The organism is Campylobacter sp. RM12647, from assembly GCF_020138135.1.
Classification (GTDB): domain Bacteria; phylum Campylobacterota; class Campylobacteria; order Campylobacterales; family Campylobacteraceae; genus Campylobacter_E.
In genome coordinates this window covers 1-17,002 of sequence record NZ_JACGAS010000030.1, presented here as the reverse complement: position 1 = coordinate 17,002, position 17,002 = coordinate 1, and the positions used below count along the sequence as shown (strand labels likewise).

At 27.5% G+C, this 17,002-nt stretch carries 18 protein-coding genes; 13 read left to right on the top strand and 5 right to left on the bottom strand.

Annotated elements, in window-relative coordinates; genetic code table 11:
- Positions 1–125 precede the first annotated feature (125 nt).
- Positions 126–707, bottom strand: coding sequence for a molybdenum cofactor guanylyltransferase (locus tag AVBRAN12647_RS08850; protein WP_336615045.1), 582 nt, complete (start codon positions 705–707; stop codon positions 126–128).
- The gene (locus AVBRAN12647_RS08845; protein ID WP_214115951.1) at positions 697–1,950 is read right to left on the bottom strand and encodes a 3-isopropylmalate dehydratase large subunit; all 1,254 of its coding nucleotides are present in this window, start codon (positions 1,948–1,950) and stop codon (positions 697–699) included. Before AVBRAN12647_RS08845 ends, AVBRAN12647_RS08850 begins: the two co-directional genes overlap by 11 nt.
- Positions 1,951–2,012: 62 nt before the next feature.
- Here AVBRAN12647_RS08845 and AVBRAN12647_RS08840 point away from each other — a divergent pair, with 62 nt between their 5' ends.
- The 9 genes from AVBRAN12647_RS08840 (at position 2,013) to AVBRAN12647_RS08800 (ending at position 10,861) form a co-directional block, all read left to right on the top strand.
- Positions 2,013–3,293: an NFACT RNA binding domain-containing protein gene (locus AVBRAN12647_RS08840; protein ID WP_336615044.1), complete on the top strand. Its 1,281-nt coding sequence runs from the start codon at positions 2,013–2,015 to the stop codon at positions 3,291–3,293.
- The gene (locus AVBRAN12647_RS08835) at positions 3,290–3,604 is read left to right on the top strand and encodes a hypothetical protein (protein ID WP_214115955.1); all 315 of its coding nucleotides are present in this window, start codon (positions 3,290–3,292) and stop codon (positions 3,602–3,604) included. Before AVBRAN12647_RS08840 ends, AVBRAN12647_RS08835 begins: the two co-directional genes overlap by 4 nt.
- A gap of 9 nt (positions 3,605–3,613) precedes the next feature.
- Entirely contained in the window at positions 3,614–4,342 is a 729-nt protein-coding gene (locus AVBRAN12647_RS08830; protein WP_336615043.1) for a phosphatidate cytidylyltransferase, read from the top strand.
- A gap of 32 nt (positions 4,343–4,374) precedes the next feature.
- The gene (locus tag AVBRAN12647_RS08825; RefSeq protein ID WP_214116014.1) at positions 4,375–5,433 is read left to right on the top strand and encodes a 1-deoxy-D-xylulose-5-phosphate reductoisomerase; all 1,059 of its coding nucleotides are present in this window, start codon (positions 4,375–4,377) and stop codon (positions 5,431–5,433) included.
- On the top strand, positions 5,426–6,703 hold the full coding sequence (locus AVBRAN12647_RS08820) for a M99 family carboxypeptidase catalytic domain-containing protein (protein ID WP_239803375.1): 1,278 nt from the start codon (positions 5,426–5,428) through the stop codon (positions 6,701–6,703). Before AVBRAN12647_RS08825 ends, AVBRAN12647_RS08820 begins: the two co-directional genes overlap by 8 nt.
- Complete coding sequence (locus tag AVBRAN12647_RS08815) at positions 6,703–8,043, top strand: SH3 domain-containing C40 family peptidase (RefSeq protein ID WP_336607824.1); 1,341 nt, start codon at positions 6,703–6,705, stop codon at positions 8,041–8,043. The genes AVBRAN12647_RS08820 and AVBRAN12647_RS08815 overlap by 1 nt, the downstream gene beginning before the upstream one ends.
- 2 nt (positions 8,044–8,045) lie before the next feature.
- A complete protein-coding gene (locus tag AVBRAN12647_RS08810; protein WP_336615042.1) occupies positions 8,046–9,194 on the top strand; it encodes a metallophosphoesterase in 1,149 nt (382 codons plus the stop codon).
- Between the two features lie 61 nt (positions 9,195–9,255).
- Positions 9,256–9,621, top strand: coding sequence for a CopM family metallochaperone (copM, locus tag AVBRAN12647_RS08805; protein WP_214119711.1), 366 nt, complete (start codon positions 9,256–9,258; stop codon positions 9,619–9,621).
- A gap of 79 nt (positions 9,622–9,700) precedes the next feature.
- Complete coding sequence (locus AVBRAN12647_RS08800; RefSeq protein WP_214115973.1) at positions 9,701–10,861, top strand: multidrug effflux MFS transporter; 1,161 nt, start codon at positions 9,701–9,703, stop codon at positions 10,859–10,861.
- A gap of 23 nt (positions 10,862–10,884) precedes the next feature.
- Here AVBRAN12647_RS08800 and yedF read toward each other — a convergent pair whose 3' ends face one another.
- Both yedF and yedE read right to left on the bottom strand, forming a co-directional pair.
- Positions 10,885–11,109, bottom strand: coding sequence for a sulfurtransferase-like selenium metabolism protein YedF (yedF, locus tag AVBRAN12647_RS08795; protein ID WP_214115976.1), 225 nt, complete (start codon positions 11,107–11,109; stop codon positions 10,885–10,887).
- Positions 11,099–12,283, bottom strand: coding sequence for a selenium metabolism membrane protein YedE/FdhT (gene yedE / locus AVBRAN12647_RS08790; RefSeq protein ID WP_336615041.1), 1,185 nt, complete (start codon positions 12,281–12,283; stop codon positions 11,099–11,101). The genes yedF and yedE overlap by 11 nt, the downstream gene beginning before the upstream one ends.
- 249 nt (positions 12,284–12,532) lie before the next feature.
- Between yedE and AVBRAN12647_RS08785 the strand changes: the two genes are divergently transcribed.
- From AVBRAN12647_RS08785 to AVBRAN12647_RS08770, 4 genes are all read left to right on the top strand, one after another.
- Positions 12,533–13,177, top strand: coding sequence for an amino acid ABC transporter permease (locus tag AVBRAN12647_RS08785; protein ID WP_214115980.1), 645 nt, complete (start codon positions 12,533–12,535; stop codon positions 13,175–13,177).
- The gene (locus tag AVBRAN12647_RS08780; RefSeq protein WP_336608471.1) at positions 13,174–13,830 is read left to right on the top strand and encodes an amino acid ABC transporter permease; all 657 of its coding nucleotides are present in this window, start codon (positions 13,174–13,176) and stop codon (positions 13,828–13,830) included. Before AVBRAN12647_RS08785 ends, AVBRAN12647_RS08780 begins: the two co-directional genes overlap by 4 nt.
- Positions 13,830–14,570 (top strand): amino acid ABC transporter ATP-binding protein, encoded by a 741-nt coding sequence (locus AVBRAN12647_RS08775; RefSeq protein WP_239803371.1) that lies wholly within the window; start codon positions 13,830–13,832, stop codon positions 14,568–14,570. Before AVBRAN12647_RS08780 ends, AVBRAN12647_RS08775 begins: the two co-directional genes overlap by 1 nt.
- 62 nt (positions 14,571–14,632) lie before the next feature.
- Positions 14,633–15,445, top strand: a complete 813-nt coding sequence (locus AVBRAN12647_RS08770) for a cysteine ABC transporter substrate-binding protein (RefSeq protein ID WP_214119709.1) — start codon at positions 14,633–14,635, stop codon at positions 15,443–15,445.
- Positions 15,446–15,584: 139 nt separating this feature from the next.
- Here AVBRAN12647_RS08770 and AVBRAN12647_RS08765 read toward each other — a convergent pair whose 3' ends face one another.
- Positions 15,585–16,745: a Cj0814 family flagellar-dependent secreted protein gene (locus AVBRAN12647_RS08765; RefSeq protein WP_336615040.1), complete on the bottom strand. Its 1,161-nt coding sequence runs from the start codon at positions 16,743–16,745 to the stop codon at positions 15,585–15,587.
- Positions 16,746–17,002 lie beyond the last annotated feature (257 nt).

The window sequence follows — 17,002 nt, the reverse complement described above, 5'->3', positions numbered from 1 at the left end:
TAGAGAGTGAAGGAATCGAACCCCCCGCAGAATAGTCAACTACCCCGCCACAAGATTTGAAGTCTTAGGGCTACACCAGTAGGCCAAACTCTCCATAAAAAAGGCTTAGTTATAGCATAAAATGTTTAATATCTGTAACTTCTAATAAACTTTTCAAAATCACTTTTTGTATTCATATTTAAAAAAACATTATCATTTTTAAAGCTTAAAGTAATTGCACCTGACTTTATAAAAAAATCTTTAATTTTGCAATTTTCATCTAATTCATCTAAATATTTTAAATCGCTCATCTTATAAAAACCACATAAAAAATGAGTTTTAATACTTTTTGCCACTACTGAACTTTTATATCTTTTATGTTTATAAAAAAGTCTTTTTATAGAGCTTTTATTAATTTTTACAAAATCAACTGCAATTACAAAAACAGAATTTGAATTAGGAATTTTAATATTTTTAAAAGTCTTTAAACCATTAATTGGATGAAAATATTCATAATTATCTTTTAAAAATTTACATTTTAAATCACTTGGCTTAGTCTTAGCACAAAAATATATTTCATTAAATAAAGGCTGTAATTTTTCATATAAATAATTAATCAGGCTAATTTCACGCTTTTTATAATTAAAGCGTAAATTAGCCTTATCTTGCCCCATTCTACTTGATTTTCCACCACCTAAAATTAGGCAAACGCTATTTTTAAAGCTCATCAGGAGAACAAATATATCCTTTAATTGCACTAGCAGCCGCAATTGCACTATTTGCAAGATAAACTTCTGAAGTTCTCGCACCCATACGACCTACGAAATTTCTATTCGTAGTTGATATACAACGCTCTCCATCAGCTAAAATCCCCATATACCCACCTAAACAAGCACCACAAGTTGGATTACTTACAACTGCACCAGCACTAGCAAATATATCCATTAAGCCTTCTTTTTGAGCTTGTAAAGCAATTTTAGTTGTAGCTGGAGTAATTATCATTCTTACATCTGAATGAACTTTTTTATCTTTTAAAATACTCGCTGCAATTCTTAAATCACTTAGCCTTCCATTTGTGCATGAGCCTACAAATGCTTGGTCAATTTTTACCTTTTCACTTACAGCTTGTTTTATACTTTTACCATTACTTGGTAAGAACGGATATGCTACAACAGGGTCAAGCTTGTCTAAATCAATCTCAATTACTCTTTCATAAACAGCATTTGGCAAGTGGCTAAACTCAACGCCTTTTCTCTTTAAATTAACCGAGTTTAAAAACTCTCTTGTAACATTATCAACAGCACAAATTCCATTCTTTGCACCTGCTTCAATCGCCATATTACATAAACTAAAACGGCTATCCATATCAAGCTCTTCAATTCCAAAAAACTCTAATGATTTATATAAAGCCCCATCAACGCCTAAAATTCTAATAATTTCTAAAATTAAATCTTTTCCATAAACCCAAGGCTTTAATTTTCCACGAAATTGCACTTTAATAGCACTTGGTACTTTAAACCAGTTTTTACCTGTTATCATTGCATACGCTAAATCAGTGCTTCCCATTCCAGTAGCAAATGCTCCTAAAGCTCCGTGCGTACAGGTATGGCTATCTGCACCAATTATCACATCACCTGGGCTAATAAGTCCATTTTCAGGTAAAAGTGCGTGTTCAATACCCATATTTTTTTCATCAAAAAGATATTTTAAATTATGTTCTTTTGCAAAATCTCTACTAATTTTTGCTTGATTTGCACTTAGAATATCTTTTGCAGGAATATAGTGGTCAAGCACAATTGCAAAACCATCAGGATTAGCTAATTTTGTAGCACCACTTTTTTTAAATTGTTTAATAGAAATTGGAGTTGTAATATCATTTCCTATTACCATATCAATAGGACAATCAATAATCTCACCTGCTTTTACTTCTTTTCCTATATGATGAGCAAATATTTGTTCTGTTAAAGTCATAGATTTCCCTTTTTTTCTAATTTTATTAATTTTAGCCGTTAAAATTAATAAAAGGATTAAAAATGAATTATTATGATTTAGTGCAAATTAAAGATTATTTAAAGCAATATAAAAAGATAAATCGTGCATATAGAATAAACGATAATTGCTTATGTATTGAGTTTAAAGATAAATTATATTTTGATTTAACCAAGGGCAAAAGTGCAATTTATAGTGGTAATTTATATGCTAAAGATTATACTAGTCCATTTGATTTACAACTTAAAAAAATGCTTTTTAACGCAAGTATTTTAGATATTAAAGTGCCTATAAATAATAGGATTTTAGAGTTTAAACTAGCCTTAGCTCACGCTTATAAAAAAATGGAATTTTATTTAATACTTGAGTTTTCAGGAAAATTTACAAATGCACTAATCTTAGATGATAAAAGAAATATAATAAGTGCCTTAAGATACGGCAAAAACAACCTTAGAGATATTTTACAAAATGAACCTTACATAGATTTAGAACCTACAAAAATCACTGAAAAAAATATAAAAATTGAAGATTTTAAAATTTATTTCGCAAATATTTTTGCAAGTCTTCAAAACGAGAAATTAAACTCATTAAAAGCTCAAAAAATAATGGAAAATGATAAAAAAATTGAAAAATTAGAGCTTTTAATAAATTCTTTAGAAGATGAAGAATTACTAAACAAAAAAGCACTTTATGAATACGCAAAAGGCGATGCACTAAAAGAAAACTTATATAAAATAAAAGATTACGAAAGAGAATTTGAAATAGGAATTTATAAATATTCTTTAATCAACTCTGCAAAATATGAGCTAAATAATATTTATAAAAACGCTAAAAAATTAAGCCAAAAAGCAAAAAATATAAGCATAGAAAAAGATAATCTAAACGAAAAAATAAATGCTTTAAATAGCCTAAAACAAGCAATAATTTGCACAAAAGATGAAGTATTTTTACGCTCATTATTCGCAAAAAACAATAAAAAAGGCAAAACCCAGCAAAATCCAAACATATTAAATTTTTATATAAATGATTACAAAATTAGCGTAGGACTTAATGAAAACGCTAATGAATATTTGCTAAAAAATAGCAAAAAAGATGATTTATGGTTTCATTTAAAGGATTTAAAAGGCTCTCATGTAATAATTTCAAGCAACAAAAAAAGCTATGATATAGATTTAATTTATCATGCTGCAAGTCTTTGTGCTTGTTATTCTGGTAAAAAAGAAGGTAATTTTTTAGTAGATTTTACAAAAAGAGCAAATGTAAAAATTATTGAAAAAGCATTCGTTAATTATGTTAATTACGATACTATAAAGGTTTTTTTATGAGTGTTAGCAATATTGGAAATATAAATTATATAAATCAAAATCAAGGCGTAGCGATTGATAATCACGCAAAACATAATGCAAAAATGTTTGCTGATGAGCAAATTACTTTAGTTACGCCAGAAGTTAATGTAATAGAAGAAAGTAGCGAAAGCTCAAAAACAAACACAAATCTTGATGATGAAAAATCATATCAAGAAGAACGCCCTAAAAAAGAGCATAAAAGAGCTAATTTTTTCGGTGTTATGATAGAAGAAGATGAAGAAATTGAAGAAATAAAAGAAAGCGATAGGCTTTTTGATAAACTTGTTTAAGGAGTATTTATGTTGAATGAAAAAATAAAAACAGGCTTAATTTTTGCAATAATTGCAGTAATTTTTCTAGTGATAAATTCTTATTATTTATGGCTAATAATATTTTTATTAGCTAGTGGCATTGGATATTTTGAAGCTTGTAAATTATTTGATACTAAAAATAATTATTTAATTTTAGCCTTAGGATTGATATTAGGAATTTATACTCAAATGCCTGTGGTTTCTATGATTTTTGCTATTTTAGTTCTTGCTTCTTTTTTAGCATACAAACAAGGAGATTTAAAAGAAATTCTACCATTTATTTATGCAGGAATTGGAATTAGCTTTATTTTTGAAACTTATATTAGATTTGAATTAAGTGGCTTTATTTGGCTACTTTTAAGCGTTGTTTTATGTGATAGTTTTGCTTATTTTGTAGGTAAAAAATATGGAAAAACTAGCTTTAGTCCAAGTTCTCCTAATAAGACTTTAGAAGGAGTAATCGGTGGAATTATCATTAGCACAATAATTTCAAGCATTTATGCTAGTTTTGTTTATAGTGAAATTGGCTTTTTAGAAGTTTTATTTTTATCATTTTTAATGGCGTTTTTTGCTGTATTTGGAGATTTATTTGAAAGCTATTTAAAACGCTTAGCTAAGGTTAAAGATAGTGGGGAGCTTTTCCCTGGACATGGCGGAGTATTAGATAGAGTTGATGCTTTGATTTTTGCTAGTATTATTATGGTGGTATTCTTATGAGCTTTACTATAAATCCAACAAAACCTGAAATTATAAGCGTATTTGGTTCAACTGGTTCAATCGGCGTTAATGCTTTAAAAATAATAAAACAAGCTGATATTAAATTAGAGTGCATTAGTGCTTATAAAAACTATGAATTATTAAACGAACAAATAAAAATGTTTAATCCTAAAATAGTCTTAGCAAGTGATGAAATACTAGATAAAGTCAATCATTCTAATAAATACTCAATAAAAGACGCTGCATTTATAATGCAAGATTTAAAAAGTGATGGAATTATCAATGCAATAGTAGGATTTGCAGGACTTAAAATATCTTTACAAACTCAAGAATTAGATAAAAAACTCTTTTTAGCAAATAAAGAAAGCTTGGTTGTGGCTGGAAAATTTCTTGATACTTTTAATATCTCTCCTATTGATAGCGAGCATAGTGCATTAGCAGCACTTTTAAGGGGTATTAAACACCCTAAAAAACTCACAATTACTGCTAGTGGTGGGGCATTTTTTAAATACAATGAAGTTGCAAATCTAAAAGCAAATGAAGCCTTAAAACACCCTAATTGGGATATGGGAGCAAAAATCACAATAGATAGTGCAACAATGACAAATAAGCTTTATGAATTAATAGAAGCAAAACATTTATATCCTAATTTAGAATTAGACGCAATCATAGAGCCAAGCTCAAGTATTCACGCATTTTGCGAAAGTATTAATGGCTCAATGAGTGCTTATTTTAGCGTGCCTGATATGAAGCTTAGCATTGCAAATGCACTCTTAGGTGAGAGTGATTTTGCTGCTTGTGAATATTTTGATATTTTAAAACTTGCTAAATTAGAATTCTTTGAGATAAATCCTAATAAATACCCTATTTTTAGGCTAAAAGATGAGCTATTAAATAATCCTGATTTAGGTGTTATTATCAATGCTGCTAATGAAGAATTTGTATATAAATATTTAAAAGATGAATGTAAATTCTATGATATTAGTGACGCAGTATTTAAGGCTTTAGATAAATTTGCTGATAGTAAAATAAATACTATTGATGATGTGTTTAGTGTAGATAAAATGGTAAGAGAGTTTTTGAATGCTTAAGATATTTTTAACATTTTTAAGTCTTAATTTATTTGCTTTAAATTTTACTATAAACACTTTAGGAGAATGTGAAAAAGTTTGTGATAATACCGTTTTGATTTTTGGCGGTATTCAAGGAGATGAGCCAGGTGGTTTTCACGCTGCTAGCTTATTAATCACTGATTATAAAATCACTAAAGGAAAAGTAATTGTCGTGCCAAATCTTGCATTTGATTCAATAATTGCTAGAAGTCGTGGAGAATTTGGAGATTTAAATCGCAAATTCGCAGAACTTAGCGAAGATGACCCTGATTATTACACGGTTGAATTAATTAAAAAAATAATAACTTTACCTGAAGTAAAACTCATAATAAATCTTCACGATGGTAGTGGATATTATTCTCCAAATTATATAAATAAGGATAAAAATCCTAAAAAATGGGGAAATTCTTGCATAATTGACCAAGAGCAAATTGACGCAAAATATGGGAATTTAAACGAAATTGCAAGTAAGGCTTGTGAAAGTATAAATAATAATTTATTACACAAATTACATAGCTATCATTTAAAAAACACAAACACAGCAAATGGCGATGAAGAAATGCTAAAAAGCCTAACTTATTATGCAATTACTCAAGGTAAAGCCGCCTATGCAAACGAAGCTAGCAAAAATCTATTAACCCACGAAAGAGCATATTATCATTTACTAGCAATTGAGAGCTATTTAAAGGCTGCTGGAGTTGAGTTTGAGCGAGAATTTGAATTAAATCCTAATGCAGTAAGAGAAGTTATTGAAAAACCGATTTTAATTAAAATTGAAAATCGCTTTTTATTAAGCCTTCAAAAACCAAGAGAAAAAATAAGATTTATTCCAATAAAATTGCCATTTACTTATAAAGCTAGCAATGAATTAACTGCGATTTTTAAAAACAATCAAGATAATGGCTTTAGTATTCAATACGGCAATCGCTTTCAAACTAATTTGTATTTAGAAAAAAATGTTGAATATAGCGATATTATTGATAAGTTAAATTTAATTGTTGATGATAAAGAAATCACAACTAATTTCGCAAAAATGATAGAAGTAAAAAATTATTTTTTAGTTAAAAAACACGATAAAGTAAGGATAAATGTCATAGGCTATAACGCAAAAGATAGTGAAGATAGTATAAAACTAAGCCTTAAAAATATGCAAAAACAATACTCAATTGATAAAGCAGGTAAGATTTATAGGGTTGAAGCTTACGAAGATAATAAATTTATAGGTGAAATTTTAATTAGATTTGAATGATGAAAAATATTATTTTAATTATTTGTCTTGTAGTTTTTACTTCTTGCAGTAAAAATTATTTTGCTCTTCCATCTCAAGACTTAAATAATTATGAGAGCAATGAGTTTTATATCACTAAAGAAGTATCACAAAAATTAAAAGAAAATTATTTAAAAAACCTATTTTATGTGTGGGGAATTGATAAAACCAATATCAATATGAAAAATATTGCAAATGATATTTTAAAAGACACAGGTTATGGAGAAAATTATCAATTAAATTCTCAAAAATTAATGCAAAATATAGTAGATAATGCTGATTTTGATAATTTAAACAAAATTTCAAAAAATGCAATCATTATTCATTCAAGTAATTTAAGATTATTACCTACTAAAAAACCAAGATTTAAAAATCCTAAATTAGCAGGCGAAGGCTATCCGTTTGATTATTTGCAAAACTCATTTATCTACGCATATACTCCTGTTAAAATCTCTCATTTTAGCAAGGATTTTGGCTGGAGTTTTATTTATAATAGCGTGGTAGTTGGCTTTATAGAAAATAAAAATATTGCATTTATTAGTGATGAAGATTTAAATATTTATAAATCATCAAAAGACTTCATAATGCCTAAAAAAGATAAAATTGCATTAATAGATAAAAATGAAGACTTCATAGAATACGCAAGAATTGGAATGCCTTTGGCATTAAGTAAAGAAAGTGCTAATTTTTATACTATAAGAGTTTTTAAAAAGGATTTAAACAATAACGCAAAACTTATTGAAATAAAGGTCAAAAAAGAAGATTTTTTCAAGCTTGGAGATAGTTTTTCTAGCGTTGATTTAAAAAAAATCGCAAATGAATTAATAGGACAAAACTATGGCTGGGGCGGATTAAACGGCGATAGAGATTGCTCTGCTTTTTTAAAAGATGTATTTGGCACATTTGGAGTTTTTCTAGCTAGAAATTCGCAAGATCAAATCTATCAAAAAGATTATTTAAATAGAAAAATATTTTTTAATATCTCAAAACTTAGCAATAAACAAAAATATAATTATATTAAAAGCAATGCAATACCTTTTGCAACCTTGCTAGCTCTAAAAGGTCATATAGTTTTATATTTAGGAGAATTTGATAACAAAATCTATATATTGCATAATTTATGGGGGATTAAAAATTATGAGCGTGGAGTTGAGAGTAGAATTATCGTTGGAAAAGTAGCAATAACCACAATAGATGCAGGCAAAAATCTCTCAAGTGTAAAAGAACAAGATGTAATATTAAGTAGGATTTTTGGTATGAGAAATCTATTTGCTGATGAATTGCAGTTTGAAATTCCTAATTTAAATTCTAATAAGGACTAATTATGGCTATATTACTTGGTATTTTATATTTTTTATTGGTATTTTTCGCTAATGCAAATATGCTTTTAAGAACTATTAAAAATAATACTTTTAATAAATTTAGAAAAATAATTGTGGCTTTTTATAGTATTATTTTTGCGTTTGAACTAAGCCTAATTACTCAAGAAAACTTAATTAAAGAGCTTTTATATTATTCTTTTATAATTTTAATTGCTTCAACTATTGTGTTTTTTATGATTATGAGTTTTTATTATATCAAGACAAAAATAGTCTATGAAGAACATTTTGCAAAAGCAATTGATATATGGGAGATATTCAATTTTTTTCCTATATTTTTTATACTTATTTATTATTTAAAAGATATAAATATTTTAAATTATGAGTATATATTTATTTTCATAGCTTTTGTATTTTTTTATAAGGTATCAAAAAACGCAATAAAAGTCCCTAAAATAAAAGAAATAAATCTAAACGAAGATAAACTAAAAAAAGATTTAAAAATCGCAATGATAGCTGATATTCATCTAAAAAAGAATTTAAATGATGAGTTTTTTATAAATATAATTAATAAAATTAATTCTTTAAATCCTGATTTAGTAGTAATCGTAGGAGATTTAGTAGATACAGGTATTAATAATGTCAAAAACCTTAATTATATAAATGAACTAAAATCAACCTATGGCACATTTTATGTCTTAGGAAATCACGAATATTATCACGGAGTAGGCAGTATCGCTAAGGAATTAAAAAAATATAAATTGCATTTTTTAGATAATAAAAGCATAGAATTTGATGATTTTGTAATATCAGGTGTAAATGATTTGATGGGGCTAAAGCTTAAGACTTTTGAGCCTGATATTAGCAAATTAAAGCCTAAATTAGATAAGTTTAATATCTTACTAACCCATCAGCCAAAATTTGTTAAAAAATACGATGTTAGCCCTTATGATTTAATCCTAGCTGGACATACTCACGCAGGACAAATCTTTCCTTTTAGCCTAGCTGTTAAACTTGAGCAAGGATATTTAAAAGGTTTATATAATGTAAAAAATAACAAAATGTATGTAACAAGTGGAGCGGGATTTTGGGGCATAGTAGCTAGGTTTAATGCAAGTAGCGAAATAGTCTTAATTAATGTAAAATCTAAATAATTTACTTAATAGAAATTACTAATTAATAAAATATATCTTTATTTAAAACAAGGAGTATTTTATGAAAAAAATTTTTTTATGTTTATGCTTAGGTGCATTTAGTTTATTTGCTAAAGATTTAAGTCCTCAAGAATTAAACGATATGAAAAAAGAACTAAATGAAAGTATGATGAAAATGCACTCTAAAATGCAAGCAGGTATGAATGAAAACGACCCTGATATAGCATTTGTAGCAGGTATGCTACCTCATCACATTGGTGCTGTTGATATGGCTAAAATCGTTTTAAAATATGGAGAAGATGAAAATATCAAAAAATTAGCTAATGATATTATAAAAGCTCAAGAAATTGAAATTAAATTTATGCAAGAATATTTAGAGAAAAAAGGCTATAAATATCCAGAAGCAATCAATCATCATCAACATTAATAATTTATGCAAGGTAATTTTCCTTGCATAAAACTTCATTTGCCAAATTAAGACAATATCATATTTTTTAGGAGTATAGATGAAAGAAAAATTTTTTATTTTAATATTGGCATTTTTAAGTGCTATTGCCCCACTTGCAACTGATATGTATTTACCTGCATTAAGCTTAGTTCAGCATAGTTTTAATACAAGTGAGTTTTATACTCAATTAAGCATTGCTAGTTTTTTTATAGCCTTTGCATTAGGACAATTATTATATGGACCAATTAGCGATATTTATGGTAGAAAAATCCCATTAATTATAGGACTTTTTATATTTATAATATCTAGCTTTTTATGTTTTTTAGTTGATAATATTTATACTTTTATTGCTTTAAGATTTATGCAAGCACTTGGCGGATGTGCTGGGGTTGTGATTGCAAGAGCTATTGTAAATGATTGTTTTTCTAAGCAAAAAGCAGTGGCTGTATTTTCATTAATGATGATTAGTTCTAGCATAGCTCCTATGATTTCTCCTAGCATTGGTGGGCTTTTGCTTAAATACTTTTCTTGGCAAAGCATTTTTATTACTTTATTTTGTCTTGGAATTTTATTATTATTTTTAAGTATTTTTTATATAAAAGAAAGTAATAAAAATCAAATTCCTTTTTCATTTTCAAATATTTATAAAGCATATAAAAGTGTTTTAACTAATAAAAGTTTTTTAATTTATGTAATTAGCTCAAGTTTAATTATGAGCACTTTATTTGCTTATATTAGTGGCTCAAGTTTTGTTTTTACCAATGTCTTTAATATCAGCTTACAAGAATATGGATTAATATTTGGGATAAATTCTTTAGGATTTATGATAACAGCTAGATTAAATGTATATTTTACTTCTAAATTTGGTATATCAAAAGTAATTTTTATAGCTTGTATAACAATGATAATTAATTCATTTTGCTTAATACTCTTATCAAATAATTTTTATACTTTTACTTTATTTTTATTCTTAACTTTATGTATGCTAGGCTTTATAACACCAAATCTAGTTACAAAAGCTATGCAAAAATCTAAAAAATATTCAGGTAGTGCTTCAGCAATACTTGGAGCTATGCAATTTATGTTCGCAGGATTTGCAGCGTTTTTAGTCGGTGCTATGAATGCTAATACGAGTTTTGCACTAGCTTGCATAATAAGCGTTTTTTGCTTACTTGCAAGTCTAGTTTATATTTTAAGATTTAAGTTAATTAGAATTTAAAACTTCTGTTTTAAATTCTAAACTTATTTTTTAGTGATATAAAAGCCTAAAATAGAGCCATTTTGCACTACTTCGCAACTATGACCTAAAGCTTTCATATCAGGTGGAATTCCATTAATACTTTGCGGACAATCGCTAATTATTTCTAATACTTCACCACTTTTTAGCTTGTGAATTACTTCATTAGCAACAATTGCAGGATAAGGACAAGGTTCGCCTAATAAAGAAATAGAATAATCAATTTTCATTTTTTCTCCTTGCATAAAATAATATTAAAGCAATGCTTATTAAAAATAAAGCTATATTAATGCCAAGACCACTATATCCGCTTAATTTGATTTTTTCTCCACTCAAAAACCACTTAGGCAATAAATCATAATTTAAAGCAATTAGCATAGTTCCTATTATATTTCCAATACCAACTACTATAAAATGAGTTTGCCCTTCTACTGCACGATATAAAAATCCACATTCACAACCACCTGCAAACACTATACCAAAGCCAAATATAAATGCTCCAGTGCAAAGCCCAAGAGATATTTCTAAAACCTTAGCGTTGTATCCGCCTTTATTTAATAATGCAAATACAAAAATACTAGCAACTAACATTGATACAAATAAAGCTAAAGAAAAACTATATCTTTTAAATAAAAATAAATCCCTAAAACAAGAAGTAAAGCAAATCTGTCCTTTTTGTACCAACCAGCCAAAAATCACTCCAAATATCAATGCTGTAGGAAGATTTTTAGTATCATTACTAGCTAAATATGCAAAGAATACAAAAAAAGCAATTACGCTAAGAAATAAAATAATTTTGTTTTTTTGTTCTAAATTCTTATCTATTTTTAATTGTGGAGTATTTGTTTTAATCATCTCATATCTAGGAGCAAAAATCTTAATTTTTAGCACCAAAATAGCCGCCGCAACCCCAAGACACATAAAAATAGCAAAAACCCAAGTATGTAAAGAAAAATAAGGAAGACCTGTAAAAAAGTTAGCCAAATTGCATCCCCAAGCAAGTCTAGCACCAAATCCTGCTAATATTCCGCCAATTAATGCTTGAAAAAATCTAGTCTTAGAAGCTATTTTTCTAAAATACACCTTATTAGCAACGCTAGCAGCTAATAAACAACCAATTATAAGTCCAATAATCATAACCCCATCAACACGAGTTAGCATAGTTCCGTTTAGATTTTGCTTTTGATAATATGAATACGAACTTAAATCCATTCCAAAAAGCTCAAGAATTTCCCCACCGATACGAGTAAATTCGCCTGTTACTGCAAAAACACCACCAAAAATAGCAAAATATAAAGTTGCCATTATGCTTAAAACCATAACCGCTTTAGTATTGCTATAGAATTTGCTTAGGTAGTTTTGATGAAAGTGTGCAAGTTCTGCACCAAAATTTGAAGTTTTCATAAAAATCCTTTGTATAGCTAAAACTTAGCCAAAATTAAAAGGCTGATTATAAATTAGCATTCTTAAAGATTTCTTTAAATTATTTATCTCAAAATCAAGTTAATTTATTTGAATAAAATTATTTAATATAAACACATATTTATTAATAATTTTTGTAACAAAATTAAAAGAATTTGAAAATAAAATTGCAAATATTATTTATCAAAAAAAGATATATTTAACCCGTTTTTATTTTAGCTAGGAGCTTAGATGGATTTTGAAGTTATAAAAGAGTTTTATCCACTTTACATAGACGCATTAATCCTTACTATAAAACTTGCATTTTATGGCATAGTTTTATCATTTTTAATAGGGCTATTTTGTATGTGGGTTGAACTACATAAACTAAGGTTTTTAAAACTAATTTGCAATGCTTATATAGAGCTTTCAAGAAATACCCCACTTTTAATTCATTTGTTTTTCTTATATTATGCAATGCCAAAGCTTGGAATTAAACTTGAAGCCTTTACTTGTGGAGTAATTGGACTTGCATTTTTAGGTGGTGGATATATGGCTGAGAGTTTAAAATCAGGTTTAAATGCTATTAATAAGCACCAAATAGAAGCAGGATATGCTCTAGCATTAAGCAAAAATCAAGTTTTATACTACATATTATTGCCATTATCACTTAGAGTTTCTATAGCTAGTATTAATGCAAATATAATATTTTTGTTAAAAGAAACATCAGTAGTAAGTGTAATAGCTCTAGCTGATTTAGTCTATACAGCAAAAGATATAATAGGACTTTATTATGTGACTAATGAAGCTTTATTTATGCTTTGTGTTGCTTATTTTATAATGATTTTACCGCTTTCATTATTTTTAACTTGGTTTGAAGCAAGGATTAGAAAATGAGTGAAATATTATTTGATTTATCAATTTATTCAAGGCTTTATGAAGGCTTAAAAGTTACTTTATTTATATCTTTTGTATCTATATTTTTCTCAATTATAGGTGGGCTTATTTTAGGCGTTTTTATGAGTTTAGGAAATAAAATTATTTTTTATATTCTAAAAATAATTCTTGAAATTATAAGATTTATGCCTATTATCGTTTGGCTATTTTTAATATATTTTGGAATGTCAAGTTGGCTTAGTATAGATGCTATTAGTGCTACTATTATTGTATTTGTGATTTGGGGTATGTTTGAGATGATGGATTTAGTAAGGGGTGCAATAACAAGTATTCCTAAACACCAATTTGAAAGCTCAATCGCACTTGCACTTAGCAAATACCAAATGTATAGATATATTATTTTGCCACTTGCATTAAAAAGATTAATTCCTAATGTAATAAATCTTTTAAGCCGTATGATTAAGACTACTTCAGTAGCTTATTTAATAGGTGTTGTAGATATTTTAGCAATAGGTAATCAATTAAAAGAAGTTACATTATTTATTAGCAATCTAGCACCTTTATATATTTATACAATTATATTTTTTATATATTTTATAATTTGTTATCCCTTATCAAAAATATCAAAAATACTAGAAAAAAGGTGGAGTTAATGAGTATTTTAAAACTTGAAAATATTAATAAATTTTACGGCAATAACCACGCTTTAAAGGATATTTCTTTTGAAGTTAATAAAGGCGAAGTTGTTGTTTTAGTAGGGCCTAGTGGCTGTGGAAAAAGCACAACTTTAAGGTGTATTAACGGACTTGAAAATATAGCTAGTGGAAATATTTATATAAAAAATGAAATAATTACTAAAGATTATAAAAACTGGCAAGAGATTAGAAAATATGTTGGAATGGTGTTTCAAAGCTATGAATTGTTTGACCATTTAAATGTACTTGAAAATATCTTATTAGCTCCTATGAAAGTTCAAAAGCGTAAAAAAGATGAAGTTTTAAAACAAGCCCTAGATTTATTGCAAAAAGTTGGTTTAGAACACAAACAAAACGCCTATCCAAAAGAGCTAAGTGGTGGTCAAAAACAAAGAATTGCAATAGTTAGAGCTTTATGTATGAATCCTGAAATTATGCTTTTTGATGAAGTTACGGCTGCGCTTGATCCTGAAATAGTAAGAGAAGTTTTAGATGTATTATTAAATCTTGCAAAAGAAGAAAAAACAATGCTAATAGTAACTCACGAAATGGCATTTGCTAGAGCTGTAGCTGATAAAATTATTTTTATGGATAGTGGCAAAATCGTTGAAATTGCAAGTCCTGAAGAGTTTTTTACAAATCCTCAAACTAATAGAGCTAAGCAATTTTTAAATATGTTTGAATTTAAAAAGGATTAAAATTATCTTTTATTAATTTTTTTGCGTTTTAATTACAAGCGATTTTATTTAAAGGAGAAATTATGAAAAAAGTTATTTTATCACTTGTTGCAGGGGCTTTACTAACCTGTTTTGCTAATGCTAGAAATATTGAAGAGATTAAAACTAGCGATAATATTAAAATAGGTGTTTTTGCTGATAAACCACCATTTGGCTTTGTTGATAAAGAAGGTAAGTTTCAAGGCTATGATATTTATTTTGCAAAAAGAATTGCTAAAGATTTATTAGGTAGTGAAGATAAATTAACCTTAGTTCCTGTTGAGGCTGCTAGTAGGGTTGAGTTTTTACAATCTGATAAAGTTGACATTATTTTAGCTAATTTTACAAAAACACCTGAAAGAGCAAGAGTTGTTGATTTTGCATTACCTTATATGAAAGTTTCATTAGGCATTGCAAGTCCTAAAAATGCAGAGATTAAAGACATTAAAGAACTAGATGGAAAAACTCTAATCGTAAATAAAGGCACAACTGCTGATGCGTATTTTACAAAAAATAAAAACGGAGTAAATCTAGCAAAATACGACCAAAATACTGAAACTTTTGGAGCATTATTAGATGGCAGAGGTGCTGCACTAGCACACGATAACACCTTGCTTTTTGCTTGGGTTAAAAACAATCCTGATTTTGTAGTAGGTATTAGTGAATTAGGGGATATTGATGTAATCGCACCTGCTGTTAAAAAAGGCAATAAAGAGCTTTTAGAATGGCTAAATAATGAGATAGTAAAACTAGGCGAAGAGCAATTCTTCCACAAAAATTATGATGAAACTCTAGCACCTGTTTATGGAACTGATATTGATAAAGAAAGTGTTGTTGTAGAAGGCGGCAAACTTTAATAATTTTGAATTAGGATTATTCCTAATTCGCTTTTTATTCTTATTTTAAATTCTATTTAGTTTTAAGAATTTAAAATAAGAAAATCTTTTCAAAAATCAAAATATCTTATAACTTTTGCAATAAAATTTCTAAAATAATCTAAACTTTTATATCAAACAATCTTATATTAGATACTTTATTTTGGCTAAAACTAAAAGCTAGTTTTAAAAACTCATCATAATTTAATTTGCTAATGTTTTTATTTGGATTTTCTAAACCCATTAATTCTCTTATCTTTCTCATAAATTCATCAGCTTGTTTTTCTTCAGCTTTTTTATTACTACTAAAAAATCCACTATTAAGACTATATAAGGTTTTAGTATAATTAGCACTTCCTAAAATAGCACTTCTTTGGCTTAATGGTTTATCATAAGCATTTAATTTGACATAATCTTTCAGCCATCTTGGCATACGCTCAACTTCAGCACTCATAAAGCCATTTTCTCCCCTTGCCATTACTTGCATTCCTAACGCTTTATCAAATGCAAAAAATGTAGCCGAGCTAATTTTTCTATCATAACCACTTAATTTACCTTTATATGTGCTTTCTCCTTCAATTAAAGTTGGGTTTGATTTTAATATACCTATCAAAAGCCCACCTTTTGATATTTCTCCATTTTCATTTATATAATTTTGTCTTGCTTCATCATAATCACCAAAATATCCACTAAATCTAGGGTCTTGCTTGATATTATCAGGTGGAAAAACATTTGTGTTTGGTAAGGTTTTATCATCATTGTCAAAAGAATAAAATAAGGGATGATGAGTTTGGTAAAGTTCATTTTGAAAAGTCATTCCGTGATTATTCTCATAATCATCAGGTGAATGTAAAATTTTGTTGATTTTGATTTCATCACTTCTTGCTTGAATATAACCTTGTGGAAATTGCTTTATATCTTCGGTGTTAAAAAATTCTTTAGAGTTTAAAAAATCTTCACTTACAACTTGGCTTAAGACTTTATAAGCATTTCCAACGCTTTTTGCTATATCAATTTCATAAAATGGTCTATGTGCCAAATATGATTTTTCGTTATTTTCTACTAGATTTTTTAAAGTATCGCTGTGGATTTTATAATTATCCGGAATACCCGCAGCTTTGTTAAAATCACTTGTAAAAAAGCCATCTTTATCAACTCCGTATCCTAATACTTCACCTACCTTTTTATCATCTGCTTTATTGTCTACTTTTTTAATCTCGTTATTTGTTTCTTTTTTGCTTATATTGGTTATTTGATATGTTGAATAAGAATTTATTTTCATAATTATTCCTTTATTTTAAACCCTTTTATCATATAAATTCTCGCCATTTTTATAGGCTAAAAATATAGCCAATAAATCTCTTTCATCTTTGATATTTTGAATATCCATTTTACTAAGTATTTCTTCCATACTTTCACTTGTGCTAGTGCCTTTTACTTATATGGCTTCGAATGGTTTTTCTTTAGTTTGTTCTTCATCTATTTCTTTTGCTTTGTTTCTTTTAGTTTCTATCTTTTCTTTAATCTCTAAATATTTTT

Bases quoted from the DNA above. Each gene is read 5' to 3' on its own strand.
- AVBRAN12647_RS08810 (WP_336615042.1), top strand. From the start codon at position 8,046: ATGGCTATATTACTTGGTATTTTATATTTTTTATTGGTATTTTTCGCT.
- AVBRAN12647_RS08840 (WP_336615044.1), top strand. From the start codon at position 2,013: ATGAATTATTATGATTTAGTGCAAATTAAAGATTATTTAAAGCAATAT.
- AVBRAN12647_RS08815 (WP_336607824.1), top strand. From the start codon at position 6,703: ATGAAAAATATTATTTTAATTATTTGTCTTGTAGTTTTTACTTCTTGC.
- yedF (WP_214115976.1), bottom strand. From the start codon at position 11,109: ATGAAAATTGATTATTCTATTTCTTTATTAGGCGAACCTTGTCCTTAT.
- AVBRAN12647_RS08800 (WP_214115973.1), top strand. From the start codon at position 9,701: ATGAAAGAAAAATTTTTTATTTTAATATTGGCATTTTTAAGTGCTATT.
- AVBRAN12647_RS08785 (WP_214115980.1), top strand. From the start codon at position 12,533: ATGGATTTTGAAGTTATAAAAGAGTTTTATCCACTTTACATAGACGCA.
- AVBRAN12647_RS08835 (WP_214115955.1), top strand. From the start codon at position 3,290: ATGAGTGTTAGCAATATTGGAAATATAAATTATATAAATCAAAATCAA.
- AVBRAN12647_RS08830 (WP_336615043.1), top strand. From the start codon at position 3,614: ATGTTGAATGAAAAAATAAAAACAGGCTTAATTTTTGCAATAATTGCA.
- AVBRAN12647_RS08845 (WP_214115951.1), bottom strand. From the start codon at position 1,950: ATGACTTTAACAGAACAAATATTTGCTCATCATATAGGAAAAGAAGTA.
- AVBRAN12647_RS08770 (WP_214119709.1), top strand. From the start codon at position 14,633: ATGAAAAAAGTTATTTTATCACTTGTTGCAGGGGCTTTACTAACCTGT.
- AVBRAN12647_RS08765 (WP_336615040.1), bottom strand. From the start codon at position 16,745: ATGAAAATAAATTCTTATTCAACATATCAAATAACCAATATAAGCAAA.
- yedE (WP_336615041.1), bottom strand. From the start codon at position 12,283: ATGAAAACTTCAAATTTTGGTGCAGAACTTGCACACTTTCATCAAAAC.
- AVBRAN12647_RS08820 (WP_239803375.1), top strand. From the start codon at position 5,426: ATGCTTAAGATATTTTTAACATTTTTAAGTCTTAATTTATTTGCTTTA.
- AVBRAN12647_RS08775 (WP_239803371.1), top strand. From the start codon at position 13,830: ATGAGTATTTTAAAACTTGAAAATATTAATAAATTTTACGGCAATAAC.
- copM (WP_214119711.1), top strand. From the start codon at position 9,256: ATGAAAAAAATTTTTTTATGTTTATGCTTAGGTGCATTTAGTTTATTT.
- AVBRAN12647_RS08850 (WP_336615045.1), bottom strand. From the start codon at position 707: ATGAGCTTTAAAAATAGCGTTTGCCTAATTTTAGGTGGTGGAAAATCA.
- AVBRAN12647_RS08780 (WP_336608471.1), top strand. From the start codon at position 13,174: ATGAGTGAAATATTATTTGATTTATCAATTTATTCAAGGCTTTATGAA.